Here is a 24,762-nt window from a genome sequence, read left to right as displayed (position 1 = left end):
AGTCTAATAATCCAGCTAATAATAGCTTTACTCACTTATGTTTTTATCCGTATTAAAAAGGTAATAAAATGCGAACGTCATTAACGTCAGCAAATCTCATTTGCATCCTACTTATTAATTCAGTTTTATTGCTATTACCTTTTACAAGCCATGCTCGAGATATAGAAATAACTCCCTTTATCGGGCAAATGTTCAGTGCTGATCTAATTAACAGCCAAAACGGCACAGACCTGGTTGTCACTGATGATAAAAATTATGGCTTAGCAATCGCTTGGCAAGACTCACCTAATGGCCAAGGACAAATATTACTTAACACCGTTAGCCATGACTTTGTCAGTAGTTCAGATCTACAAGAGCAATCCTTCGATATTACCTACTTGCATTTCAGTGGCGTTACTCAGCTTAAACAGCAAAATTATGTGACGACCATCTCGCTAGGTATCGGTGCCACTTATTTTGAAACTGACAGTAAAGACGAAATCTACCCCTCCCTCACTATGGCTTTTGGCACGCGCTACGAACTATCAAAAAATGTCGCTCTTGTTACAGAGCTTCGAGGTTATGCAAGTTATATAGAAGAGGATAATCAGTTATTTTGTCAAGAAAGCATCTGCCACGCTTTGCTAGAAGATGGTCTGTGGCTTGATGGAAGTATTTCGGTTGGTTTAGCTATTAAGTTTTAGTCATCATTGATAAACCATTTTATTATCAACGTCATTACTTATTACCGGTAGCATAGCTAGAGTAATGCAGCTGTTTTAATCAAAACAGCTACCATTGTTAGATCTAGCTGATGTTGCAAACAAAATTTTCATAAAAAACTTCATCTAATAAAAAGCAGGGCTTTAAATGTGATGACAGCTGTCAGGCTTGAACAAAAATTTCTTTGGCAGCGATTTTAAAAAGAAGCGATATTAACAATCACCCGTCGTAAATTAAGTCCGGTAAAGCACTTTAATAACATGCCAACCAAATTTAGTTTTAACAAGATGGGGCTCTAATATTGCGCCGCTAAAAGCCACTTTATCAAACTGAGGTACCATCTGACCTCGTTTAAACTCGCCTAAATCGCCCCCTTTTTTACCCGATGGACAGGACGAATGTTTTTTAGCTAATGTTTGAAACTTAGCTCCTTTAGCTAGCTGCTTAATAATATCTTCTGCTATCTCTTTATGTTTAACCAAGATGTGAAGTGCATGCGCTGTTGCTGCCATATTGAAACCTTTTTAATACTATCTAATAAACACGCATATTATAGCGGCTCATAACTAATTTAGTTGAATATTATCTTTCGGAAAACAAAAAGCCCCGATTCTTTCGAATCAGGGCTTTCATATTATGGTACCGCAGGACGGACTTGAACCGTCACTTCTTTCGAAACCGGATTTTGAATCCGGCGTGTCTACCAATTCCACCACTGCGGCTTAAATATTTTTCGTAGTAACTACCAAAAATTTAAACTGTTTATCAATAACGCCAGTGCGTTAATGAATCTGTTCGGCATTATACGAAAATAACTTTATTAAGCAATAGTTTTTATCAATCGTTGGTGTGTATGTTTATTATTTGGTCGATTTGGAGGGGTTTGAAAGTTTAGAGCATTAAACACCGACTTAATTAATGCTTAGGTGACAGTTCCCCTTTCAACAATGCGATTATGTATAGCTCGCAACACTCAAGAAAAACCTTGCCTTCATCGGCTATTGTATCGAAATTTAAATAATTTTAATCAAAATACACGGGGCAATATATAAACAAGTCATTTGATGCCAATCTAAAATCATTCTTGTGTGATATAACATAACTATGGAAAAAGCTTAGTAACAATTTACTTACTGTAAATTGACAATTCCATATGGAGAAATATTATGAAAACCTTAATAAACAATTCTAAAAAAGTACTTATCCCCTTAATTATGGGAAGTATTTTTGCTGGAAATGTTATGGCCGCAGGCCCCTATGCGGTTGAACTTGGCGAAGCAGGTACTTTCACCATATTGAGTAAATCTGGAATTACTGATGTTTATCCGTCTGCTGTTACCGGTAATGTCGGCACTAGCCCAATTACAGGCGCTGCGCTTTTACTCAACTGTGATGAAGTAACCGGCGCTATGTATACCGTTGACTCTGCTGGTCCACTGCCTTGCTCAATAAATTCACCTTACCTTTTAGGATTAGCAGTCAGTGATATGGGTATTGCCTACAATGATGCTGCAGGCAGAGTTCCTGCTGATCATACCGAACTTGGTGCGGGTGAAATTGGTGGCCTAACACTAGCACCTGGCGTTTATAAATGGTCTTCAGACGTCAATATCAGTACAGATGTTACTTTTAATGGCACTATGGATGATGTTTGGATCATGCAAATATCAGGTAATTTAAATCAGGCAAATGCCAAGCGCGTGACTTTAACGGGTGGCGCTTTAGCCAAAAATATTTTCTGGCAAGTCGCAGGTTATACCGCACTCGGCACTTATGCATCTTTTGAAGGTATCGTGCTCAGTAAAACCTTGATTTCTGTTAATACTGGAACCACTGTTAACGGGAGATTATTGGCACAAACTGCTGTCACATTGCAAAAAAACACGATTAACGCGCCAACTGAGCAATATGAAGAAGCTCCTCTATAACAACGTAGAGACTACAATCAAATAGCGTTAACGACATATAAAGATGGCAAGTTTCAATGCTACTGTCATTTTTGTATGTCGTTTTTTAATACTATTTTAGCGATAAAAAACACAAATAATCATCTCTCTTATACTTTAGCTATTGTGTTTGATAAACTGGTGAAAATTTATTATTCACGTGACTTATGACTTTCATTTCATCTCAACATTTTCCCCGTGCTGGTTTTCGCCGCCGCTTAGCTTCCTGGGTATATGATCTTTTAATTGCCATTGCGGTTTATATGACTGCCGGCGCAATGTCATTTCTATTGATGTACTTAGGTTTTCACTTTGGTTTATTTGGCTTACAGGGGTACGAACACTTTTCTGATGCTATTGCCAATACGGCTTGGTTAAAGTGGCCAAATGAGTTTTGGAAGCTTGCTTGGGTGTCGTTTTTCTTTATTTGGTTTTGGTCTAAAACCGGTCAAACCTTAGGAATGAAAGCCTGGCGTTTACGTGTGCAAAACCAAGACGGTACTTTGATCAATAAGGTTACTGGCCTAAAAAGATTACTGCCTACGCTATTAGGTTTAGGTAACTTTACGGTGATTTTTGATCGTAAAAACAAATTAAGCTTACAAGACAGGTTAACCGATACAGAAGTGGTGGTTTTAACGTTAGAGGCTAACCGTGGACGTTTGTAGAGCCACTAATACGCTGCAATAAAGTGAGGCATGATAAATGTGATTATCATGCCCTCTAATCACATTTATCGACTAAAAGGCGCACAAGTAAACGTTAACTGGGCCGTTTATTCATTAGGTATAACGCTAATGATACAAAGATAAAGCTGGGCATTAACGCGCCAAAAGCCGCTGGCAACTGATACACTAAGCTTAACGACCCTAGTACTTCGTTAGTAATAAAAAACAATATTCCTGTTGCTACTCCCATCATAATTCTTGCCCCCATCGATACTGAACGCAAAGGTCCAAAAACAAAAGACAAGGCAAGTAGCAGCATCACCGCAACGGTTAGTGGTTGAACTATTTTACGCCAAAAAGCTAAAACGTAACGACTTGAGTCTTGGTTGTTTTCTTCCAAATAACTTAAGTATTCAGATAAGCCCCGTAATGATAAAGCTTCGGGAGTAACCATAACGACGCCAAGTTTTTCAGGCGTCAAACTCGATGTCCACATTTTTACCTGCGATGACTCGGTAACCATTTGGTTTTCACTTAAATGGGTATCGACAACATCACGCAACTGCCAGGCATCTTTTTGATAAATAGCACTATCTGCAGATAACCAACTTGATAGTTTTAATGATTTATCAAAGCGGTATATTTGTACATCGTTTAATTTCCCTTTGTCTTCTACTTCACCAATATGGACAAAATAATCGCCGTCTTTCGCCCAAGTTCCATCAGCGGATGAAATTAAGCTTCCGCCCGATATCGCCTGCGCTTTAAGCTGTCTTGCTGCTAATTCACCAACCGGCGCTAACCACTCTCCAACCGCCATGCTGATAAAAACGAGAACAGTCGCTGACTTCATCACTGATTTTATAATGTCTACCCGCGACAAACCTGCCGCTTGCATCACCACAAGCTCACTGTTTGTTGCCAGCATGCCCATACCGATTAAACCACCAATTAATGCTGACATCGGGAAAAACATTTCAATATCGGGTGGGATTTTATAAAGCACAAATAAAGCGGCATGCGCAATATCATAGTTACCCTTGCCCACGGTTTTCATTTCTTCAACAAACTTAATGATACCACTTAGGCTGACAAAAACTGATAACGTTAACAGCGTTGTAGATGCAATAATTCGACCAATGTACATGTCTAATATACGCATTATGATGATGTTCCTTTGCGGGTAAAATTGCGAAATAATAGCGGAAGCTTAGCTTTGATTTTCATCCCAAAACTGCGATCCTTTATAAGCAGACTTACGCCGAGCACCAGCACAAAAAAGTGTACTGGCCATAAACCTAAGTTTTTAGGTATTGTGCCCGACTCAACGCCAGAGCGCACCGCTGTCAGCATCAAGAAATAACCTAGAAACAGCAATAATGCCGGTAACATTTTAGCAAATTTACCTTGCCTAGGATTAACAACACTTAAGGGTACGGCAATTAATGTCATGATCAAACACGCAATAGGAAAAGCAATGCGCCAATGACTTTCTGCACTAAAAGCAGCGGTATCTTCTTCGAATAAATCTTGGGTTGGAATAGCCCTTAACTTTCTATTTTTGTGCGCCACTTTTTGATCTTGTATTTGGATATAATACTTATCAAAAAAGACTTCTTTGAATTCTTTACTCTTGGTATCGTTTTGATAACGTGTACCGTCACTCAAGACTAAACGCTGTGAGCCACTTTCTTCCTCAATCACTTGTCCGGTTTGTGCATAAACTAAACTGGCATTAATAATACTTTTATCCGTGGCTTTTTTATCAGGAAGTTGCGCAACAAACACTTTTTCAAAGGTGTTGTCATTACGATTTTTATCGTGAATAAAAATGACGGCTTTTTCATTACCTGTCGTTTGAAAACGACCAGCAATAAGCGAACTTAACCCCGAGTCTGCGGCTAATTGTTCTTTAACTTGATACTCATATTCTGAGGCCATAGGTGATAGGTACAGCGTAAAAATTCCGGTAAATATCGCTGTCACAACACTTAAAATCAGTGTAACCCGCACTACGTACCATTCACTGACACCACAAGCATGCAATACTGTCATTTCGCTATCGGCATAAATACGCCCGTAAGCCAATAAAACCCCAAGAAATAAACTTAAGGGTAAAATCATTCCCGCTAAGTCAGGTATCTTTAAACCAATAAAGACCATAACCAAGTGTCCGGGGATCCCTCCTTCGGCAGCATCGTCAAGAATACGAACAAATTTATTACTAATAAAAATGGTCATCAGCACTAAGAAAACCGCTAATTGAGTTTTAGCGACTTCTTTAAGTAAATAACGAAAGATAATCATAAGAATTCCCTATAAAAACATCGTTTTTTTCTGACATCTGCTCTATTTTTAAGTAAACTTGTCGTTTTCATAAGTAATATTAATTTTTGCTCTGAGGGGAATTCGCTTGCACCAAGCTATAATTATAGCCTGTAGCTGAATACTTTTAAAAGTAAGCATAACGATTATTTATAGATTTAAACAAGTTTACTCGTAAATTTCATTTAAAAACAGCTTGTTTTTGTACGAATTAGGAGAGCTCATGGAGTTCAACGTAAAAAGTGGTAGTCCCGAAAAGCAACGTAGCGCCTGTATTGTCGTTGGCGTTTTTGAACCTCGCCGTCTTTCAGCGATTGCTGAACAACTTGACGAAATTAGTGAAGGCTATATCAGTAACTTATTGCGTCGCGGTGATTTAGAAGGTAAATCAGGGCAAATGTTACTGCTTCATCACGTGCCTAATATCTTAAGCGAACGTGTTTTACTGGTCGGTTGTGGTAAAGAACGTGAACTTGATGAACGTCAATACCGACAAATTATCAGTAAAACTATTAGTACGTTAAATGAAACGGGCTCGATGGAAGCTGTGTGCTTTTTATCAGAACTTCATGTTAAAGGTCGTGATACCTATTGGAAGGTACGCCAAGCCGTTGAAGCGACTCAAGACTGTTTATACAGCTTTGACGGATTAAAAACGCGTAAAGTTGAAGCACGCCGACCTCTACGTAAAATGGTTTTTAATGTACCAACACGTCGAGAGTTACCGATGGGCGAACGCGCTATTTCGCATGCGCTTGCTGTCTCTGAAGGTATAACAACCTGTAAAAATGTGGCTAATATGCCGCCAAATATCTGTAACCCTGCTTATTTAGCTGAACAAGCTAAAATTTTAGAGCACGATTACGACAATATCAGCACCGAAATAGTTGGCGAGAAAGAAATGGAAGAATTGGGTATGAATTCATACCTTGCCGTTGGCCGAGCTTCACGTAATGAATCAATTATGAGTATTATTAAATATAATGGTGCTGGTGATGATGTTAATCCGATAGTTTTAGTTGGTAAAGGTGTGACTTTTGATGCCGGTGGTATTTCTTTAAAGCCTGGCGAAGCCATGGATGAAATGAAATATGACATGGGTGGCGCAGCGGGTGTTTTAGGTGCTATGCACGCCCTAGCAGAATTACAGTTGCCGATTAACGTTATTGGTGTTTTAGCCGGTTGTGAAAATATGCCCGGTGGCGATGCTTATCGCCCTGGTGATATTTTAACGACGATGTCAGGACAAACAGTTGAAGTATTAAATACCGATGCTGAAGGTCGCTTGGTTTTATGTGACGCGCTGACGTATGTTGAACGCTTTGATCCTGAACTTGTTATCGATGTAGCAACCCTTACCGGTGCCTGTGTGGTTGCCTTAGGTAAACATGCATCAGGCCTGTTGAGTTCGCACAACCCATTAGCACATGAGTTGTTAAATGCTTCTGAACAAAGTGGTGACCGCGCATGGCGTTTGCCGTTATGGGAAGAATATCAAGAACAATTAGAAAGCCCATTTGCTGACTTTACCAATTTAGGTGGCAAAGGCGCAGGTACTATTACGGCTGCCTGCTTCTTAGCGCGTTTCACTAAAAAGTACCACTGGGCACACCTTGATATTGCTGGTACGGCCTGGCGCAGCGGTGGCAAAGATAAAGGCTCTACTGGTCGTCCGGTAAGCTTATTGACTCAATTTTTATTGAATCGTGCTGGCGCAGAGCAAAGCGAATAACTCTAGACTAAAAAGAAATAAAAGGAACAACGCAAACATGCAAACACAAGTAATGTTTTATTTGCTTGAAGAAGATGCAAAGCATGAAGCGGTGGCTGAACAGTCACATGCTCATGCTTGTTTGCAGGCTGCTAATTTTTATCGCCAAAATCAGCGGGTATTTATTTACTGCGCTGATCAGCAAACAGCTCACCAGTTAGATGAACTGCTTTGGGCCTTTGAACCTGACAGCTTTGTTCCTCACAATTTACCGGGCGAAGGCCCTAAAAATGGCGCTGCCGTTGAAATTAGTTGGCAACCGCCCACTAACCGACGCGCTATTTTAATAAATTTAACCAGCACAGTGCCTCACTTTGCTAATCAATTTTCACACATTGTTGACTTTGTACCCAGTGATGAAACCCTAAAACAACAAGCTCGAGAGCGCTATAAAGGCTATCGTCAATGGGGATTTCAAGTGGATAATCAAACCGCGCCACAACCGTCACAGTCAATTAATGCACTTTAATCAAGTTAAGTAGTCATCCCCATGGAAAAAACATTCAATCCTTCAGAAATCGAACAGTCTCTTTATCAAAGTTGGGAAGAGCAAGGTTATTTTAGCCCTACAGGTGAAGGAGATGGCTATAGCATTGCTATACCACCACCAAACGTTACCGGTAGTTTGCATATGGGACACGCGTTCCAACAAACTATTATGGATACCTTAATTCGTTATCAGCGTATGCAAGGTAAAAATACTTTATGGCAAACCGGAATGGACCATGCGGGTATTGCCACACAAATGGTGGTAGAACGTAAAATTGCTGCCGAAGAAGATAAAACTCGTCACGATTACGGTCGTGAAGCTTTTATTGATAAAGTATGGGAATGGAAAGACGAGTCTGGTGGCACGATTGGCAAGCAAATGCGCCGTTTGGGTAACTCTATCGATTGGTCTCGCGAACGTTTTACTATGGATGATGGCATGTCTGAAGCGGTGCAAGAAGTTTTTGTTCGCTTATTTGAAGACGACTTAATTTATCGTGGTAAACGTTTAGTTAACTGGGATCCAAAATTCCATACCGCTATTTCTGATTTAGAAGTTGAGAACAAAGATAAAAAAGGTCACATGTGGTACTTACGCTATCCTTTGGCTAATGGCGTTAAAACTGCTGAAGGTAAAGACTACTTAGTGGTAGCGACAACTCGACCAGAAACTGTTTTAGGTGATACCGGTGTTGCGGTAAACCCTAAAGATGACCGTTATAAAGATCTGATCGGCAAACATATTTTATTACCTTTAGTTAATCGTTTAATCCCTATTGTTGGCGATGACCATGCTGATATGACCAAAGGTTCAGGTTGTGTCAAAATCACACCTGCACATGACTTTAACGATAATGAAGTCGGTAAACGTCATAATTTGCCATTAATCAATATTTTAGATAAAAATGCTGCTATTTTAGCAAGTGCTGAAGTTTATAAAAATAACGGCGAGCATTCTGATGCCTACAGCACTGAATTACCAAGTGAATTTGCAGGGCTCGACCGTTTTGTTGCCCGCAAAGCCATTGTCGCTAAATTTGACGAGCTAGGTTTACTTGTTGAAGTAAAAGATCATGATTTGGTCGCACCTTATGGTGATCGTTCAGGTGTGATTATTGAGCCATTATTAACCGACCAATGGTATGTTCGCACCGCGCCTTTAGTGGGCCCTGCCGTTGACGCGGTAGCAACGGGTCAAATTGAGTTTGTGCCTAAACAGTATGAAAATATGTACAACGCTTGGATGCGTGACATTCAAGACTGGTGTATTTCTCGTCAGCTTTGGTGGGGACATAGAATTCCAGCCTGGTACGATGAAGATGGTGGTGTTTATGTCGGTAGAACCGAAGCTGAAGTGCGTGCTAAATACACGTTAGCGGCAGATTTTGTCTTAAAGCAAGACGATGATGTACTCGACACTTGGTTTTCATCAGCATTATGGACGTTTTCTACCTTAGGCTGGCCAAGCAATATGGAAGATCTTAAAAAATTCCATTCAACTGATGTACTTGTTACTGGCTTTGACATTATTTTCTTCTGGGTTGCCCGCATGATCATGATGACCATGCATTTCATTAAAGATGAAAATGGCCAACCACAAGTACCGTTCAAAAAAGTCTATGTTACCGGTCTTATTCGCGATGAAAATGGCGATAAGATGAGTAAATCAAAAGGCAACGTTGTCGATCCTCTTGATATGATTGATGGCATTGCCCTTGATGAGTTATTGGAAAAGCGCACCGGCAACATGATGCAGCCAAAATTGGCGGCAAAAATAGCTAAGCTAACCAAGAAAGAATACCCAGCAGGTATTGAAGCTCATGGTACTGACGCATTACGCTTCACCTTAACCTCAGTTGCATCAACAGGCCGTGACATTACCTGGGACATGAAACGCTTAGACGGTTACCGTAATTTCTGTAATAAATTATGGAATGCGAGTCGTTACGTGTTAATGAATACCGAAGAGCAAGACTGCGGTAAAGTCGTTAATGGTCAACAAGGTGAAATGGAGTTTTCATTAGCAGACCGTTGGATATTAGGTCAATTCCAGCAAACCGTAAAAACTGTCCATGAATCTTTTGAAGCCTTTCGTTTCGATTTAGCTTCACAAGCACTATACGAGTTCACCTGGAACCAATTTTGTGATTGGTACTTAGAGTTAACAAAACCAGTATTGTTTAAAGGTAGCGAAGCACAGCAACGTGGTACTCGTCATACCTTAGTGACTGTGCTCGAAAGCTTATTACGCTTGATGCATCCTATTATGCCATTTATCACTGAAACAATTTGGCAACGTGTTGTGCCATTAAGTAACTTTGTTGCTGATAACAAAGGTAATGAAAACGCCAGTATTATGGTCCAGCGCTTTCCTCAGTTTGATGAAAGCCAATGTGACCAGACGGCTATTGGTGATTTAGAGTGGGTTAAACAGTTTATTGTTGCTATACGTAATATTCGCGGCGAAATGGATATTTCACCCAGTAAAGAATTACCGGTACTGCTTAAAAATGTTAATGCTAACGACCAACGTCGCTTAGACGAAAATCAACAGTTTTTAAGTGCCTTAGCTAAACTTGAAAGTATTACGGTATTAACAGACAAGGACAATGCACCCCTGTCTGCTACCGCTGTTGTTGGTGATTTATCAGTATTAATCCCAATGGCGGGATTAATTGATAAAGAAGCTGAGCTAGCCCGTTTAACAAAAGCGGTCGATAAACTAGAGAAAGACGCTGAGAGAACCCGTGGGAAATTGAGCAATGAAAAGTTTGTTGGTAAAGCTCCTGAAGAAGTTATCAACAAAGAAAAGACCAAGTTAGCTGATACCGAATCGGCCTTAGCCAAGCTTGCTGAACAAATAGTACAAATTTCGGCGTTGTAAGCGTTGTTTATCTTATGATTGATAATAATAATGATTCTCAATCATAAATATCTAATAAAGCCAGCATCTTAGCTGGCTTTTTTATGTCATAAAAAAGTCATCAAATCTTAAGATTTTTATAGGATTTCAAGAAAATATTGTGCTAACATACTTTTGCGTTGAGTTTTTGCGTTTCGGGAGAAGGATATTTCAACTATTTACCTTAATTTAACAAGGTCGATTATTGATTAACCTCAGACGCTACTAGTTTGTGTTATTGGAAACCTTTCTCTGTCTGTACTTTTATAGGTAGAGAGCATTTACTCCGTATATTTCATAGTGGATAATCCACTTATTACTATTTTTTAATTAATGACCTACGGGAAATGTTGACATGTCTGATTCAGTAACTGGTAAAGTAAAATTTTTTAACGAATCTAAAGGATTCGGTTTCATCGAGCAAGATAACGGACCTGACGTTTTTGTTCACTTCAGCGCTATCTCTGGTGACGGTTTCCGTACACTAACTGACGGCCAAGCTGTTACTTTTACTATCAAGCAAGGACAAAAAGGTCCTGAAGCTGAAAACGTAATTGCTTCTTAATAACGACTTATTGTAGTTATTAAAGGATCTTAGGATCCGAATAAAAAAGCGGAACAATGAAAATTGTTGCGCTTTTTTTTATACTAAAATTCAACCCACCACGTTTTTAAAGAACCCACATACCTTCAAACACCCCGTTGCTATCAAAGCCATTAACAAAGTCATTACTAAAGATCATCAAAAAACGCATCAGTGATTGAACAAGAGTATGTATTCTTATTGCTATGAGTTTATTTGTACGGCTGGGCAGATGAATCGCGTTTTAAAAGAACTTATTGGCGCAGCCATAGTGTTTGTTAATTAATAAAAAGAAGTGAGCTAATGAAGGGAGGTTTACAATAGTGACACCGTTATTAAATAGCGCAGCGGAAACACCCGTGAAAGGTATCAGCAAGGCTATAAAATACGGTGCCTTATTTTAGTTAGTGAGTTATCTCTGCAGAAATGATATCTACAATCGCATCAATATGCATTTCATCGGTATTTAAAGCTGGAATATAATGATACGTTTCACCACCAGCACCAATAAACATATCTCGGTTTTCGTGCACTAACTCTTCTAAAGTTTCTAAACAATCAGCACTAAATGCTGGGCTAATAATAGCGACATGCTTATTATCAGCAGCAAGATCAACAAGCGTTACATCGGTATAAGGTTGTAACCACTCTGCTTTACCAAAGCGTGACTGAAAGGTCATCACAAAATCATCCTCGGTAAAGGCTAACGTTTCCATTAATAAACGCGTTGTCTTTGCACAACAACAATAATAAGGGTCACCCTGCTCTAAGAAATACTTAGGCATACCATGAAAAGATAATACTAACTTATCCGGCTTACCATGTTCGGCAATATGCTTATTTACACTTTGCGCAAGGGCCGCTATGTATTTAGGGTTGTCATGATAACCACTAATAAAACTTAGACTTGGGATCCAACGCCACGATTTAATTTTATTAACGACCGCATCGAAAGTAGAACCAACCGTTGGACCTGCATACTGGGGATACAGAGGTAAAGTAATTATCTTACTGACTCCTGCAAGTTGTAATCTGTCTAAAGCCTCGTCGATTGTAGGCTTACCATAACGCATTGCCAGCTCAACTCTGACATCATCGCCATATTTCTCAGTGAGCACTTTAGCGACTGCGTCTTTTTGCTGTTGGCTAATAACCAATAAAGGTGAGCCTGATGGTGTCCAAATACTTTCATAGAGCTTTGCTGATTTTTTAGGTCGAACCCTTAAAATAATACCATGCAAGATCATTAACCAAATAAGTCGAGGTATTTCAACGACCCGAGGATCAGATAAAAACTCGCCTAAGTAGCGTCTCAAAGCTGATGCAGTAGGTGCTTCAGGTGTGCCAAGATTGGTGAGTAAAACACCAACTTTAGCCGTTTTATTATGTATTTCTTTGGTACGGCCGTGAAAACGTCCACTAAATTTAGGCATGAATTCGATACTCTATTTTTTAAATGACGACAAAAAGACAACGGGTAAGCTTACCCTAACACACCAAACAAGAATCAGTTCAATCTGATGTGTTAAAGGCTCAAACCCATACTATATTTAAATTATGGAACGATATTACTAATGACTAAATTCAATTGCTCTGTAGTCGTTACTGGCACATTGTTAAGTTCAGCTTTGAAATCACCTGATTTAATACCAGCGCCGCCTGAAGCAGAAACGACTGCATAAATGTGTACCACATCGACATCACTCAACTTAGCTTGTGGCGTCATTGCACTTGCATCATTAAGTACTATGGTTATGGGCAAATCACTCGCGACTAATTTAACGGCGGCAAGAGGCATACGCCCCCGAGAAGTATCTGCAGATATAGCATAAATGAAAACCGTTTTATCATCACCCACTGACAGCAAGGTTTGTATTTCATCGCTTAATGTAACGTTAAGCGTTAGCTTGGGACCAGCAATACTTGGTTCGATTTGACTGTTAGCATCGTCGGTCATATTGGGTTGGGCAATACGCTTTTTCGCTTCATCAATAACTTCAATTAATGCTTGCTTATTGACATTCTTTTTATCTGAATCAACAACACGTTGCCAATGAGAAATAGCCACTTGATACTTACCAGCAGTAAAACTATGCATACCTAGTAATATATTTGTGGAAGGATCACTCGGGTCTATCGCTAAAGCCTGATCAATAAATCCTTGTACCCTTTCATCAATTTGTTGTTCGTTCTTATAATAAATCGCTTGGGCTTTAGCACCAAACACATCGGCTTGCGGGCCTTCAATGCGTAAAACTTGGTCATAAGCTTTTACTGCACTGTCAAATTCACCGACGGTGACTAAAGATTGACCTAAAGCGTACCAAGCATCTGAGTTGTCTGGTTCGGTTTTAGTGACATCCATTAAGCGTTTTAATTCATTAATAGTTTGTTGTTCCGCATTAGCCGATTGCTGCATTGGCTCTTGAGGCGTCATTGTTGTCAATTTTTCATAAGTGCCTATTTCAGCATATAGATAAAAACTAAAAGCTAAAATAAAAACAGACAAGCCAACAGGCCAAGCCATAGCTAATACTTTCGTTTCTTGTGGCGTTTTATCTGCAAGATCTTGATTTTCCATATCTTGCAATAAAGTATTATCTAGCTCTGTTAGTAAATATTGGTAATTTTCATCATCAATATTATTTTGCTGAAAGTCTTTTTCTATCTCAGCTTTATGTTCGTGGTATAAGCGCACATTAGTTTCGTCACGCTGAGTATCATCAATCGAGATGTTGTTTTGGTGTTGTTTAATAAATGGTGCCCACACTACTGCTAAAACCAGCAATAAAAAGACAATAATGATAAAGATTAATTCCATGAGACAGCCTTATTTATGCTTTAGAATTTGATCAAGCTTATTTTTTTGATCATTGCTTAATGGTTGTTGGGCATTTTTAACTGGCTTTCGACGAAGAATAATAACGACGACTATCACACCAATAAATAATAGCCCTGCAGGGCCGTACCATAAAAGATAAGTTAAGCTAGAGACCCTAGGGCGATATAAAACAAACTCACCGTAGCGTGACACCATAAAATCAACAATTTCCATATCAGCCTTACCTTGTTGAAGCATGTCATAAACTTCACGGCGAAGATCTGCGGCAATAGGTGAATTAGAATCAGCCAAATTTTGATTCTGACATTTAGGGCAACGTAATTCTTTATTAAGGGCATTAAAACGAATTTCGGTGACCTTATCTTTAAAGACATAAGTATCAACCGGGCTGGCTAGAACAAATGAACTCAGCAAGGTAACCGTCGTTAAAAATACAGCAACTAACAATTTATTGAACATCATTACTGGCTTCCTTTGCTCGTTGACGAAGCTAAAAATTCTGCTTCTATTTGAGTGATAAGTGGCTCAAATTCGTTTTGCCAAACTTGTGGAGTTAATGGACCCGCATAACGTTTGCGAATAATATTACTGTGGTCCACCACAAAAGTTTCTGGTGCTGCGTATACACCTAAATTAACACTTAATTTTCCCTCTTCGTCAAAGGCCGAGAATTGATAAGGATTACCTAGCTGGGTTAACCACTTTGCCGCATCAACACGTTGATCATCATAATTTAAACCATAAATAGTAAAACGATTTGTTTTAGACAATTCGTTCAAGTATTCGTGCTCATAACGACAAGATGGACACCAAGTTCCCCAAACATTCACCAGTTTTATACCCGGTTTAAAGTCAGCTGTCGTAACAGTTCGATCAGCGTTTAATACCGAGTGTAAACTGAACTCAGGGAATTTTTTGCCAATCAACGCCGAAGGTAGTTCAGTCGGATTAAGCGATAAACCGCGAAATAAAATAGCCCCTAAAGCAATAAACAATATCAGTGGAATTAAACGAATTAACTTACCCATTACGCATTTCCCTGATTATTTGTTGCTAGTTCATCAGCGCTAGCTGTGTTTATTGACTTTTTATTGGTGGTGTTACTGACTTTTTTACGACGGTAGCGCTTGTCTAATATCGCTAAAAACCCACCAAACGACATAAATATTGCACCCAACCATATCCAACGAACAAAGGGTTTGTAATGAACACGAACTGCCCAAGCATTTCCTTCTAAGGGATCACCTAATGCCACATAAATATCACGGAATAAACCTGGGTCAATACCCGCTTCAGTCATTCCCATAGTCTGTACTAAGTATGTGCGACGTTCAGGTTTCAAAAGCGTAACAAAATCACCATTATTGTACACTTCTATCTGACCTTGTTCGGCACTGTAGTTAGCACCTTTTACTTGCTTAATACCTTTAAAAGCGATTTCATAATCGGTATCAGAAATTTGAACTTTTTCATTAATGTGCATTTTTACGTTAGTTTCACTTTCATAAACAGAGACTATCGTTACACCAACGATAGTGATCGCTATCCCCATGTGAGCACAGGTCATGCCCCACTGGCTTAATGTCAGCTTAGAAAATTTCCCTTTGTCATTACCCGAGTTTATTTGATTCGTTAATTCTTTAAGAACGACCAGAAAAACCCAACAGGCTAAACCTATACCCATACTAACCAAGGGCACAAATTCACCACCGTATAAAAATGGGAAAGCAAGACCAACAATAACGCTGATCACTAGTGGACTCATCATTTGTTTGCGCAATTCACCTTGCTTAGCTTTTTTCCAGCGAATTAACGGACCAATTCCCATGACAACAAAAAGCAAACTCATGATCGGCACAAACACCGCATTGAAATACGGAGGCCCAACAGAAATTTTTCCTAAGCCCATAGAATCAACCAACAACGGATATAAGGTGCCCAATAAAACAGTAACCGTTGCCACAACTAAGATAATGTTACAAATTAGCAGTGCCGTTTCACGAGAATACAAGGCAAAACGACTAAACGTTTGTACTGTACTTGCTCTAAAGGCATAAAGTGTTAATGAACCACCGACCGCAATCGCCAGTAATAATAAAATAAATAAACCACGACCAGGATCTGCGGCAAATGAATGTACAGAAGTGATAACACCTGAACGTACTAAGAAAGTACCCAATAGGCTTAAACTAAAGGCAAATATTGCTAATAACACGGTCCAATTCCTGAACGTACCACGTTTTTCAGTCACGGCTAATGAATGAATAAGTGCCGTACCAACCAACCATGGCATAAAGGAAGCATTTTCTACGGGATCCCAAAACCACCATCCGCCCCAGCCAAGTTCGTAGTAAGCCCACCAACTACCTAAAGCGATACCTAAAGTTAAAAATATCCATGCGGCAACAGTCCAAGGTCTTGCCCATCGAGCCCAAGCAGCATCTAACTTGCCACACATTAACGCAGCAACAGCAAAAGCAAAAGCAACAGAGAAACCGACGTAACCTAAATAAAGCATCGGCGGGTGAATAATTAAGCCAATGTCTTGTAGTAATGGGTTTAAATCGCGACCTTCTGTGGGGACCATTGGCCATAAGCGTTCAAAGGGGTTAGAAGTTAATAGCGTAAACAGCATAAAGCCAACAGCTACCATACCCAAGACAGCTAATACTCTAGCAATAAAGGCTTCGTCGATGCCTTTACTGAATTTAGCAACAGCGGCAGTCCAAGCGGTTAGTGAGAAAACCCACAACAACAGCGAACCTTCATGCCCCCCCATACTGCACTTATTTTAAAATAATAAGGTAAATGAGAATTTGAATGACCTGCAATATATTTAACCGAAAAATCGTCAACGACAAAGCTCCAACCGAGAATAATCAGACTAATGGCTGTAAAGGCAAACATGCCAAAGGTTAAGGGTTTAGCATAGCCGACTAATCGCTCTTGATGACTTGCCAATCCTACTAATGGAATAATGCTTAAACATATTGCAAAAGCTAAACCAATTATAAGGGCGAAATGTCCTAACTCAGGGAGCATTACTTCAGGGATCATTACTTTCTCCGATTCAGCGTATTTACTGAATACAAAAATTATCAATTAAAGACACCATTAATATGGCGTTTTAGTGAGTTTGTTGTTCAATTAACGGTAAATAGCAAGTTAAAGAAAAACAATTCAAACTAAAAATTTTGGTAATTCTAGCACTATATGGTGAGTAATTTCATTAATGTAATACGAAAATAAATGATTAATTTTCTCATTGCTAGGGCTAGCCTTTACCGACCGATATAGTATGATAATACCCAACTTGGTATTACGATCTAAATCAACTCTTTATGTAGCAAATTACGTTAATATTTGTTCCATAAATTTGGTATTTAAATTATTCAAAAAGTGATTCTTTTGGCAAACTCTCAAAATATTCAACCACCGAACGAACGAACGAATAAGCAAGTATTGCTCTGTGCTAACGAATTAACGTGTATTCGTGAAGATAGAATATTATTTGAAGCACTTAATTTTTCAGTATCTAGCGGTGATATTATACAGGTGGAAGGCCCAAATGGATCAGGTAAAACTAGCTTATTACGTATTTTAGCGGGTTTATCTCAACCCTATGACGGTAGCGTGTTATTCCAACAAGAAAATATTGTTGACCATGGCGATGCCTTTCATCAAAACTTACTCTATTTAGGACATTTACCGGGTGTAAAAGGTGAAATGACCGCTCAAGAGAACCTAGTATTTAATCTTGCCTTGCATGGCAATGACATTTCAACAGCAGAAGAAACGTTAGAAAAAGTAAACTTGTTAGGTTTTGAAGATGCCCTTGCTTCACATTTAAGTGCCGGGCAGCATCGCCGTATTGCACTTGCACGTTTATGGCAAAGTACCGCGCCTATTTGGATATTAGACGAACCTTTCACCGCCATCGATAAGCGTGGTGTCAATACATTAGAGCAATTGTTTCTCGCACATGCTCAGCGTGGTGGCTGTGTTATATTGACCACACACCAAGACTTATCATATCCTGAAGATAAGGTGAAAAAAATCACTTTAGATTACCGATTTTATTAGAGATAATAACATGACAACCGTTCATAATTTATCATATACGTCCGCTTTTAGCTTAATCATCAAAAGAGATCTTACAATTGCTTTTCGTCATCGCGACGATATTATTAATCCACTGTTATTTTTTATCATTGTCGTGACTTTATTCCCGCTTGGTATTGGTCCTGAGTCGACAACTTTAGCGCGTATTGCACCTGGTATTATTTGGGTTGCGGCTTTACTTGCGACATTATTATCACTCGACCGCTTATTTAAATCTGATCACGAAGATGGTTCTTTAGAACAAATGATGCTGAGTCCTCATCCCATATTTATATTAGTACTGGCTAAAATTATTGCGCATTGGTTGGTTACTGGCTTACCCCTTATTTTTATTGCACCGTTACTTGCCGTATTATTACATTTAAATGAAAATAGCTATGGGGCATTAATGCTAACGTTATTACTCGGCACCCCCGTGCTCAGTTTATTAGGTGCTATTGGTGTTGCATTAACTGTCGGTATTAAAAAAGGTGGGGTCTTACTCAGTTTATTAGTCTTACCACTTTATATTCCAATATTGATTTTTGCGACTAGTGCCATAGATACTGCGGCAATGAACTTACCTTACAGCGGACAACTTGCTATAATTGCCGCATTGTTTTTTGGCTCGTTAACCTTAGCCCCCTTTGCTGTTAGTGCAGCATTAAAAGTGAGTACTAACTAATGTGGAAATGGCTACATCCTTATGCAAATCCTGAAGTGTCGTATCGCTTTGTCGGTAAACTATTACCTTGGATTGCAAAGATTACGATCACTTTACTCACTATTGGCATTATCTGGGCGTTAGTTTTTGCGCCAGCTGATTATCAACAAGGTGACAGTTTTAGAATTTTTTATATCCATGTGCCAACAGCTATATTATCAATGAGTATATATTTAGCTATGGCATCAGCGGCTTTTTGTAGTTTAGTCTGGCAGTTCAGGCTGGCTGATGCATCGGCGGCAGCCATGGCACCCGTGGGAGCTGTTATTACCGCTATAGCATTATTTACCGGCGCCGCTTGGGGTAAACCTATGTGGGGAACTTGGTGGATATGGGATGCGCGCTTAACGTCTGAATTAGTGCTACTTTTTCTCTATTTAGGTGTTATTGCTTTACACAATGCCTTTGAGGATAAAAACCTTGCAGGTAAAGCCGCAGGCATTCTATCACTCGTTGGCGTTGTCAATATTCCTATTATTAAGTATTCTGTCGAATGGTGGAATACCCTTCATCAAGGAGCAACCGTAAGTAAAATGAGTGCTCCCTCAATGAGTATGGATATGTTCTGGCCATTTGTTATCTGCTTTTTAGGTATCGCCATGTTGGTAACATTTGTTATTTCTATCCGTTTTCGTACCGAAATATTAGCACGTAATAGTATGCGTCCTTGGGTACGTGAATTGATCACCGCAGAGGGCATTAAATAATGCAGTTTGATAGTATTTCAGCCTTTTTTGATATGGGCGGTTATGCTTTTTTTGTTTGGTTATCTTATGGCGTTAGTGCTTTTTTATTAGCCGCGTTAATTTATAGCAGTCTTAGCAACCATAAAAAGGTTAAACAAAAAATAGCACTTCGTTTACAGCGCGAAAAGAAGTTACGCAAAGCGGCTCAACAAAATTCAGCGCAAGCAGAGCAAACTGATAGCAATATCGCTGTTTTAAAAAATTTACCCAAAAACTCTAATAAGGTTGTTTCATGAATCCACGTCGTAAGAAACGTTTAACCATCGTTATATCTATTTTAGTCGGCCTAAGTGTCGTTGCTGGATTTGTGCTTTATGCATTAAGCCAAAATATAGATCTTTTCTATAAACCCTCTGAAATATATCAGGGTAAAGATGATACCGGCATAAAACCTATTGACGGACAACGTCTTCGCATTGGTGGTTTAGTGGTACCTGGTAGTGTTAAGCGTGACCCATCAAGTTTAGACGTGACTTTTGAACTTGTAGATATGAGAATGCCAATAGTTTTTAATGATTCTGACCCTGTCATCAAGGTGCATTATGACGGCATACTGCCTGATTTATTTCGTGAAGGCCAAGGTATAGTCGCAAATGGTATGTTAGTTAATGGCAATTTTATTGAGGCCTCTGAAGTATTAGCTAAACATGACGAGAACTACATACCGAAAGAATTAGCTGATGACATGGGTGAAAAGCATCAAAAACCCAGTTACAGTAAAGAACAGTTAGAAAAGAAAACCTACTAGTAAAAAACAAAAACGCTACACCAAGATAAATATTATATTTGTCTTGGTGTAGCGTTTTTTATTGTAATCGTTTAATCGTTTAATCGTTTAATCGTTTAATTAAGCAACATCATAAGCCGAAATAATACGATCACCGATTTTATTAAGAATGTTAATCTCACCTTCACAAACAGCAATAATCGACTTACCTTTCTTAAAGCTTTCAGGAATAACCACACGCCCTTCTGCTGATTGTAAAAATGATTCAATCTTATGTAGAAGTTCTAGGGAGTCATCACTGTAATAAATCAAGGTTACTATTTTTTCTTGGTAGATTTGCATTATTCTCTCTTATTATTGTTATTATTGTTATATATAAATTCATTGAATAATTGCCACGTATAATTATCATTCTATAACGGCTAAAGATCAAAACTTAATAAATAACTGATGAAATAAAATACCATAATCAATAATACAAAACCACATCTTCTAAAAGCAATCCGTTAAACGGATATTCACATTAATATATAGCTGTTTATTTAGACTGCCATAAATTTTAAGTAAAAAAAACCCTGAGTGTAAAACCCAGGGTCGATCAAATCAGATCGTTTAACGCATCCTCAACTAGTGAGATCGGATATCCATATGGATAAATTTTTCAAAATATTTAGAAACTGTCCAGAGAATCTATATTATTTCCAACTTTTCATTTTATGGCCCTTAAGCGCATAAAATAGAATAAATAAATAACAAGGTAACATCACAATATAGCCCCCTTGTTGACCAAGTGATGAACCGCTTGCCAAGCCCCAAAATAGTGGACCAAATGCCCCTCCTGAAATACCCATAACTAATAATGCCGAGCCCACGCTGGTTAATTTCCCCATTCCAGAGAGTGCTAATGGGAAAACAGCAGGCCAAACAATCGCATTAGCTAAACCAAGCAATGCAATAAGCATCAAGGTATCAGGTAGTTCTGCCCCTCCAAAAGGAACAAGAATTATATTAGCGATAGCGTATGAATTATTGTCACCAAAGACCACACCTAAACTTAACACCAACCCCAGCAGGGCTGAAACAGTTAAGGCTTTTTGTTGAGAAATAAAACGAGGAATTAAAAAGATCCCTAATATATAACCTACCACCATACATATCATAGTGTATGAGGTCATTATGCTGTAATTTTCAACGCCTAGAGACAAGGCAAATGTACCTATTGTGTCGCCGGCTATTACTTCAACCGCAACGTAGAAAAAGATAGTTAATACACCTAATGCTAGATTGGGGTGAGATAATGCTTCTTTAATATGTCCTTTGCTATTTGCTCCTTCTTCCTCATCTTCACTGGGTAATTCTGGAAGTGATGATTTTTTAACAGCAAAACCGAGTAAACCAATGAAAATCGCCATACCTAAATAAGGAAGTACCAACGAGTTAGCCATCTCATCAATACTGGCTTGGGTTAGTACTTCGGTTGAATGACCTTCAAAGCCACTCAAAATTAAGGCGGTAAAAACTAAAGGCGCAATAACACCGGCACCTTTGTTTAAAATTCCCATAACACTAATACGTGCTGCAGCAGATTCTTCAGGTCCTAAACGGACAACATAAGGATTAACAGCTGTTTGTAATAAAGTAATACCCGAGCCCATCACTAACTGAGCAAACAAAAACAAAGCAAAAATTTGGGTTTGAGCAGCAGGAATAAATAATAAGCCAGCTACCATCATGGTGGCCATTCCCAAAGCCATACCATTTTTATAGCCTACTTTACGAATAATCGTCGCCGACGGCAGCGCAGTAAAAGTAACAGCAATGTAAAAGGAGAATAATATTAATGATGCTTGAAATGGTGTCAGCTGGAGTATTTGTTTAAGGTAGGGCATTAATGACCCATTAAGCCATGTCGCAAAGCCTAATATAAAAAAGAGTACCGCGACAATTGCCATCGGCAGTGCATTACTTTTTGGTTTATCACTTGTTATTATCTGTTCCATATATTCCTCAATATTTATCTTGTTATTATTGTTTTATGATAGGTTAAGTTAGTTAGTTTCTATAAATAGCTTGCCCAGAGATCCATGTCGATTTCACGGTAAAATTATCGTTAAGCTCAACAAAGTCAGCTTGACTACCTATTGTTAAACTGCCACGAATATCACTTTGCTTAATATAATTGGCCGGGTATTTTGAGGCCATTCTAAGCGCTTCATCTAAAGGTAACCTCAGGCCTAAATGAGTATTAGCTACTGCTTGCGCCATATTCAACACCGACCCTGCCAACTCCCCTGTTGTTGACGTTAACTTGCCATTGTTAAGCCGCACTTTTTTACCAACTAAAGTAAACTCAACATCGCTTGTACCTACCGGTGGCATTGCATCGGTGACTAAGAAAACCCTTCCTGCTGGTTTAGTTTTCAGCGCTAATTTACAGCTCTCGAAATTAACATGATGACCATCAACAATTAAGCCACAACTTGCTTGATCGTTGAGCAAAGCACAACCCGTTACACCCGGCTCTCTGCCCTGTATTGCCGACATAGCATTATACAAATGAGTAAATCCGTCAGCACCCGCTTCTAACGCTTTTTGTGCGGTGTTAAAATCAGCATTGGTGTGGCCTAAGCACACCTTAATACCCAACGAAACCATGCGAGCAATGTCATCAACATTTACCGTTTCAGGGGCAAGTGTCACCAGTATTTGCCCGATATCTTTACGTTCAAGCACTTGCCATTCTTGTGGTGAAATGGCGCGAATGTGCTCTTCGATATGTGCACCTTTTTTAGCAACAGATAAATGTGGGCCTTCAAAGTGAATACCAATAATACCTGGTGTTTTTTCTGCCATTGCTTCTGCCATTGCTTCTGCGGCCTGTTGCATCACTGATATTTTATCGGTTATAAGGGTAGGTAACATCGCTGTAGTACCAAACTTGGCATGAGCGGCCATGATAGTTTTAATGTTTTTTAATGATGGTGAGTCGTTAAATAGTGCACCTCCACCTCCGTTGACCTGTAGATCAATAAAGCCTGGGACCACTAAACCATCAAGCACATCATCAACGTCAGAGATATTATTATCAAATGCTGTGATTTTTCCATCGGTGATCGTTAACACTTGATGGTCAATAAAATTTTGCCCATCAAATAATTTTTTAACGTAAAGACGAAATATAGTCATAGCAATGCTTGTTCCTTAAATTCTATCAATTAATTGGCTAGGTTTTACTGTAAAGCAAGTTGTTGTTTAGCGTAAATTACTGAACCCACTTCTGGTGGATGCTTTGGCTCGATCAGTTGTCGTTTAATATCTTTATCTAACCAAGGCTTTATTCTTGGTGTTAAGCCACCAATTAATGCAATGGCAGGTGGATTTTGCTTTAATAACTGCCTGGCCACATGGCTAATATATTCAGCGCCTTGTGCAACAATATCTAACGCAATTTTGTCACCTTCTTCAGCAGAGTCAAAAACCAAATTAGCCATACGGGCATAAAAAGCAGCTGGCTTACCAGCAATCACTTCGACTAATTCAACATCATCTTTGACATTTAATAACGCTAATACTTTGTCATTAATGGATGAATGAGGAATTAATCCATCGAGTGATAACAAAGATTGTTTTGCTGCCTGTAACCCAAACCATGCACCGCTACCTTTATCCCCATGAGGAAAACCATGAGCGCCAACAATATAAGGATGACCATCAACATATGAAAAGCCACATGAACCAGTCCCCGTTATCATCACTGCACCGTCTTTACCATCGTGAGCTCCAAGACAAGCAATAAGTAAATCAGTGGCAAGATACATCTTTTTAAACGGATGCTGCCAGTTTGACATTTGTTCAAATAAAACCGGTAAATTCACCCCTGCAAGACCAACACCGGCAATTATATTACCGAGCTCACTTTCATCAATTCCGGCATTTTTAAGTGCTAATTTAGCCGACTCAGCAATTGAATTTATAGCTTGTTTATAACCGTGCAACGGGTTAGCAGGCCCCGCAATGCCAGTACCTAATATTTTATTATCATTCGACATTAGGATAGCTTTGCATTTGCTGCCACCGCCATCTATGCCTAAGAATATTTCGTTGTTGCCGCTGCTGCTCAGCATGTTGACCTCATGTCTCTATATTTATTATTTTAATCACAATGCTCGATAAACAGCCAGTGTCTAAAATGTAATCTGATTTTATCTTAACGACAAATGACAGCGTTGTCATTTG

23 protein-coding genes, 1 tRNA gene and 1 pseudogene are annotated in these 24,762 nt (G+C 39.1%); 12 read left to right on the top strand and 13 right to left on the bottom strand.

Translation table 11 applies throughout. The annotated features are described in order from the left end of the window. The first annotated feature begins 68 nt into the window (after nucleotides 1-68). Nucleotides 69-683, top strand: a complete 615-nt coding sequence (locus A3Q34_RS13605; RefSeq protein WP_070375842.1) for a hypothetical protein — start codon at nucleotides 69-71, stop codon at nucleotides 681-683. 252 nt (nucleotides 684-935) lie between these two features. Here A3Q34_RS13605 and ppiC read toward each other — a convergent pair whose 3' ends face one another. Together ppiC and A3Q34_RS13595 are read right to left on the bottom strand one after the other, a co-directional pair. Continuing rightward, entirely contained in the window at nucleotides 936-1,214 is a 279-nt protein-coding gene (gene ppiC, locus A3Q34_RS13600) for a peptidylprolyl isomerase PpiC (protein ID WP_070375841.1), read from the bottom strand. A 125-nt stretch (nucleotides 1,215-1,339) separates the two neighbouring features. Then, nucleotides 1,340-1,424 (bottom strand) — tRNA-Leu (locus tag A3Q34_RS13595). 444 nt (nucleotides 1,425-1,868) lie between these two features. On the opposite strand from A3Q34_RS13595, the gene A3Q34_RS13590 reads away from it, so the two are divergent. Then, nucleotides 1,869-2,630 (top strand): ice-binding family protein, encoded by a 762-nt coding sequence (locus tag A3Q34_RS13590; protein ID WP_070375840.1) that lies wholly within the window; start codon nucleotides 1,869-1,871, stop codon nucleotides 2,628-2,630. 185 nt (nucleotides 2,631-2,815) lie between these two features. Further along, on the top strand, nucleotides 2,816-3,316 hold the full coding sequence (locus A3Q34_RS13585) for an RDD family protein (RefSeq protein WP_070375839.1): 501 nt from the start codon (nucleotides 2,816-2,818) through the stop codon (nucleotides 3,314-3,316). Between the two features lie 94 nt (nucleotides 3,317-3,410). Here A3Q34_RS13585 and lptG read toward each other — a convergent pair whose 3' ends face one another. Together lptG and lptF are read right to left on the bottom strand one after the other, a co-directional pair. After that, nucleotides 3,411-4,478: an LPS export ABC transporter permease LptG gene (gene lptG, locus A3Q34_RS13580; RefSeq protein ID WP_197517592.1), complete on the bottom strand. Its 1,068-nt coding sequence runs from the start codon at nucleotides 4,476-4,478 to the stop codon at nucleotides 3,411-3,413. Next, entirely contained in the window at nucleotides 4,478-5,623 is a 1,146-nt protein-coding gene (gene lptF, locus A3Q34_RS13575) for an LPS export ABC transporter permease LptF (protein WP_070375837.1), read from the bottom strand. The genes lptG and lptF overlap by 1 nt, the downstream gene beginning before the upstream one ends. Before the next feature lie 241 nt (nucleotides 5,624-5,864). On the opposite strand from lptF, the gene pepA reads away from it, so the two are divergent. The 4 genes from pepA to A3Q34_RS13555 all read left to right on the top strand — a co-directional run bounded on the left by pepA (nucleotide 5,865) and on the right by A3Q34_RS13555 (nucleotide 11,368). Continuing rightward, the gene (gene pepA / locus A3Q34_RS13570) at nucleotides 5,865-7,373 is read left to right on the top strand and encodes a leucyl aminopeptidase (protein ID WP_070375836.1); all 1,509 of its coding nucleotides are present in this window, start codon (nucleotides 5,865-5,867) and stop codon (nucleotides 7,371-7,373) included. 37 nt (nucleotides 7,374-7,410) lie between these two features. Next, on the top strand, nucleotides 7,411-7,881 hold the full coding sequence (locus A3Q34_RS13565; RefSeq protein WP_070375835.1) for a DNA polymerase III subunit chi: 471 nt from the start codon (nucleotides 7,411-7,413) through the stop codon (nucleotides 7,879-7,881). Between the two features lie 21 nt (nucleotides 7,882-7,902). Then, nucleotides 7,903-10,785, top strand: coding sequence for a valine--tRNA ligase (locus tag A3Q34_RS13560; RefSeq protein WP_070375834.1), 2,883 nt, complete (start codon nucleotides 7,903-7,905; stop codon nucleotides 10,783-10,785). 373 nt (nucleotides 10,786-11,158) lie between these two features. Further along, nucleotides 11,159-11,368, top strand: a complete 210-nt coding sequence (locus A3Q34_RS13555) for a cold-shock protein (RefSeq protein WP_070375833.1) — start codon at nucleotides 11,159-11,161, stop codon at nucleotides 11,366-11,368. A gap of 422 nt (nucleotides 11,369-11,790) precedes the next feature. Here A3Q34_RS13555 and hemH read toward each other — a convergent pair whose 3' ends face one another. From hemH to A3Q34_RS13530, 5 genes and pseudogenes are all read right to left on the bottom strand, one after another. Then, nucleotides 11,791-12,819: a ferrochelatase gene (gene hemH / locus A3Q34_RS13550; RefSeq protein ID WP_070375832.1), complete on the bottom strand. Its 1,029-nt coding sequence runs from the start codon at nucleotides 12,817-12,819 to the stop codon at nucleotides 11,791-11,793. Nucleotides 12,820-12,941: 122 nt separating this feature from the next. Next, nucleotides 12,942-14,207 (bottom strand): c-type cytochrome biogenesis protein CcmI, encoded by a 1,266-nt coding sequence (gene ccmI / locus A3Q34_RS13545; RefSeq protein ID WP_070375831.1) that lies wholly within the window; start codon nucleotides 14,205-14,207, stop codon nucleotides 12,942-12,944. Between the two features lie 9 nt (nucleotides 14,208-14,216). Beyond that, a complete protein-coding gene (locus A3Q34_RS13540) occupies nucleotides 14,217-14,690 on the bottom strand; it encodes a cytochrome c-type biogenesis protein (RefSeq protein ID WP_404842434.1) in 474 nt (157 codons plus the stop codon). Beyond that, entirely contained in the window at nucleotides 14,690-15,256 is a 567-nt protein-coding gene (locus tag A3Q34_RS13535; protein ID WP_070375830.1) for a DsbE family thiol:disulfide interchange protein, read from the bottom strand. Before A3Q34_RS13535 ends, A3Q34_RS13540 begins: the two co-directional genes overlap by 1 nt. Beyond that, nucleotides 15,256-17,270: pseudogene (locus tag A3Q34_RS13530) on the bottom strand (heme lyase CcmF/NrfE family subunit). The gene A3Q34_RS13535 and the pseudogene A3Q34_RS13530 overlap by 1 nt, the downstream one beginning before the upstream one ends. A 366-nt stretch (nucleotides 17,271-17,636) precedes the next feature. On the opposite strand from A3Q34_RS13530, the gene ccmA reads away from it, so the two are divergent. The 5 genes from ccmA to ccmE are packed head-to-tail and all read left to right on the top strand — an operon-like array spanning nucleotide 17,637 to nucleotide 20,547. Further along, a complete protein-coding gene (gene ccmA / locus A3Q34_RS13525) occupies nucleotides 17,637-18,311 on the top strand; it encodes a cytochrome c biogenesis heme-transporting ATPase CcmA (protein WP_404842433.1) in 675 nt (224 codons plus the stop codon). A gap of 10 nt (nucleotides 18,312-18,321) precedes the next feature. Further along, nucleotides 18,322-19,014: a heme exporter protein CcmB gene (ccmB, locus tag A3Q34_RS13520; protein ID WP_070375829.1), complete on the top strand. Its 693-nt coding sequence runs from the start codon at nucleotides 18,322-18,324 to the stop codon at nucleotides 19,012-19,014. Further along, entirely contained in the window at nucleotides 19,014-19,760 is a 747-nt protein-coding gene (locus A3Q34_RS13515) for a heme ABC transporter permease (protein WP_070375828.1), read from the top strand. Before ccmB ends, A3Q34_RS13515 begins: the two co-directional genes overlap by 1 nt. Then, nucleotides 19,760-20,035 carry a heme exporter protein CcmD gene (gene ccmD, locus A3Q34_RS13510; protein ID WP_070375827.1) on the top strand — a complete coding sequence of 92 codons (276 nt, stop codon included), beginning with the start codon at nucleotides 19,760-19,762 and terminating at the stop codon, nucleotides 20,033-20,035. Before A3Q34_RS13515 ends, ccmD begins: the two co-directional genes overlap by 1 nt. Beyond that, on the top strand, nucleotides 20,032-20,547 hold the full coding sequence (gene ccmE / locus A3Q34_RS13505; RefSeq protein ID WP_070375826.1) for a cytochrome c maturation protein CcmE: 516 nt from the start codon (nucleotides 20,032-20,034) through the stop codon (nucleotides 20,545-20,547). The genes ccmD and ccmE overlap by 4 nt, the downstream gene beginning before the upstream one ends. A 99-nt stretch (nucleotides 20,548-20,646) precedes the next feature. Here the strand turns inward: ccmE and A3Q34_RS13500 are convergent, their stop codons facing one another. The 4 genes from A3Q34_RS13500 to nagK all read right to left on the bottom strand — a co-directional run bounded on the left by A3Q34_RS13500 (nucleotide 20,647) and on the right by nagK (nucleotide 24,650). Further along, nucleotides 20,647-20,868 carry a TIGR02922 family protein gene (locus A3Q34_RS13500; RefSeq protein ID WP_070375825.1) on the bottom strand — a complete coding sequence of 74 codons (222 nt, stop codon included), beginning with the start codon at nucleotides 20,866-20,868 and terminating at the stop codon, nucleotides 20,647-20,649. Between the two features lie 353 nt (nucleotides 20,869-21,221). After that, nucleotides 21,222-22,514 (bottom strand): N-acetylglucosamine MFS transporter NagP, encoded by a 1,293-nt coding sequence (gene nagP / locus A3Q34_RS13495; RefSeq protein ID WP_070377171.1) that lies wholly within the window; start codon nucleotides 22,512-22,514, stop codon nucleotides 21,222-21,224. 64 nt (nucleotides 22,515-22,578) lie between these two features. After that, complete coding sequence (gene nagA / locus A3Q34_RS13490; protein ID WP_070375824.1) at nucleotides 22,579-23,712, bottom strand: N-acetylglucosamine-6-phosphate deacetylase; 1,134 nt, start codon at nucleotides 23,710-23,712, stop codon at nucleotides 22,579-22,581. 44 nt (nucleotides 23,713-23,756) lie between these two features. Next, a complete protein-coding gene (gene nagK, locus A3Q34_RS13485; protein ID WP_070375823.1) occupies nucleotides 23,757-24,650 on the bottom strand; it encodes an N-acetylglucosamine kinase in 894 nt (297 codons plus the stop codon). Between the last annotated feature and the right edge of the window lie 112 nt (nucleotides 24,651-24,762).

Origin of the sequence: Colwellia sp. PAMC 20917 (genome assembly GCF_001767295.1) — a bacterium.
Classification (GTDB): domain Bacteria; phylum Pseudomonadota; class Gammaproteobacteria; order Enterobacterales; family Alteromonadaceae; genus Colwellia_A.
This window is presented reverse-complemented; position numbering and strand designations above follow the sequence as displayed.

Excerpts from the sequence above, each read along its gene's own strand:
- A3Q34_RS13605 (WP_070375842.1), top strand. The coding sequence starts at position 69 with ATGCGAACGTCATTAACGTCAGCAAATCTCATTTGCATCCTACTTATT.
- ppiC (WP_070375841.1), bottom strand. The coding sequence starts at position 1,214 with ATGGCAGCAACAGCGCATGCACTTCACATCTTGGTTAAACATAAAGAG.
- A3Q34_RS13590 (WP_070375840.1), top strand. The coding sequence starts at position 1,869 with ATGAAAACCTTAATAAACAATTCTAAAAAAGTACTTATCCCCTTAATT.
- A3Q34_RS13585 (WP_070375839.1), top strand. The coding sequence starts at position 2,816 with ATGACTTTCATTTCATCTCAACATTTTCCCCGTGCTGGTTTTCGCCGC.
- lptG (WP_197517592.1), bottom strand. The coding sequence starts at position 4,478 with ATGCGTATATTAGACATGTACATTGGTCGAATTATTGCATCTACAACG.
- lptF (WP_070375837.1), bottom strand. The coding sequence starts at position 5,623 with ATGATTATCTTTCGTTATTTACTTAAAGAAGTCGCTAAAACTCAATTA.
- pepA (WP_070375836.1), top strand. The coding sequence starts at position 5,865 with ATGGAGTTCAACGTAAAAAGTGGTAGTCCCGAAAAGCAACGTAGCGCC.
- A3Q34_RS13565 (WP_070375835.1), top strand. The coding sequence starts at position 7,411 with ATGCAAACACAAGTAATGTTTTATTTGCTTGAAGAAGATGCAAAGCAT.
- A3Q34_RS13560 (WP_070375834.1), top strand. The coding sequence starts at position 7,903 with ATGGAAAAAACATTCAATCCTTCAGAAATCGAACAGTCTCTTTATCAA.
- A3Q34_RS13555 (WP_070375833.1), top strand. The coding sequence starts at position 11,159 with ATGTCTGATTCAGTAACTGGTAAAGTAAAATTTTTTAACGAATCTAAA.
- hemH (WP_070375832.1), bottom strand. The coding sequence starts at position 12,819 with ATGCCTAAATTTAGTGGACGTTTTCACGGCCGTACCAAAGAAATACAT.
- ccmI (WP_070375831.1), bottom strand. The coding sequence starts at position 14,207 with ATGGAATTAATCTTTATCATTATTGTCTTTTTATTGCTGGTTTTAGCA.
- A3Q34_RS13540 (WP_404842434.1), bottom strand. The coding sequence starts at position 14,690 with ATGATGTTCAATAAATTGTTAGTTGCTGTATTTTTAACGACGGTTACC.
- A3Q34_RS13535 (WP_070375830.1), bottom strand. The coding sequence starts at position 15,256 with ATGGGTAAGTTAATTCGTTTAATTCCACTGATATTGTTTATTGCTTTA.
- ccmB (WP_070375829.1), top strand. The coding sequence starts at position 18,322 with ATGACAACCGTTCATAATTTATCATATACGTCCGCTTTTAGCTTAATC.
- A3Q34_RS13515 (WP_070375828.1), top strand. The coding sequence starts at position 19,014 with ATGTGGAAATGGCTACATCCTTATGCAAATCCTGAAGTGTCGTATCGC.
- ccmD (WP_070375827.1), top strand. The coding sequence starts at position 19,760 with ATGCAGTTTGATAGTATTTCAGCCTTTTTTGATATGGGCGGTTATGCT.
- ccmE (WP_070375826.1), top strand. The coding sequence starts at position 20,032 with ATGAATCCACGTCGTAAGAAACGTTTAACCATCGTTATATCTATTTTA.
- A3Q34_RS13500 (WP_070375825.1), bottom strand. The coding sequence starts at position 20,868 with ATGCAAATCTACCAAGAAAAAATAGTAACCTTGATTTATTACAGTGAT.
- nagA (WP_070375824.1), bottom strand. The coding sequence starts at position 23,712 with ATGACTATATTTCGTCTTTACGTTAAAAAATTATTTGATGGGCAAAAT.
- nagK (WP_070375823.1), bottom strand. The coding sequence starts at position 24,650 with ATGCTGAGCAGCAGCGGCAACAACGAAATATTCTTAGGCATAGATGGC.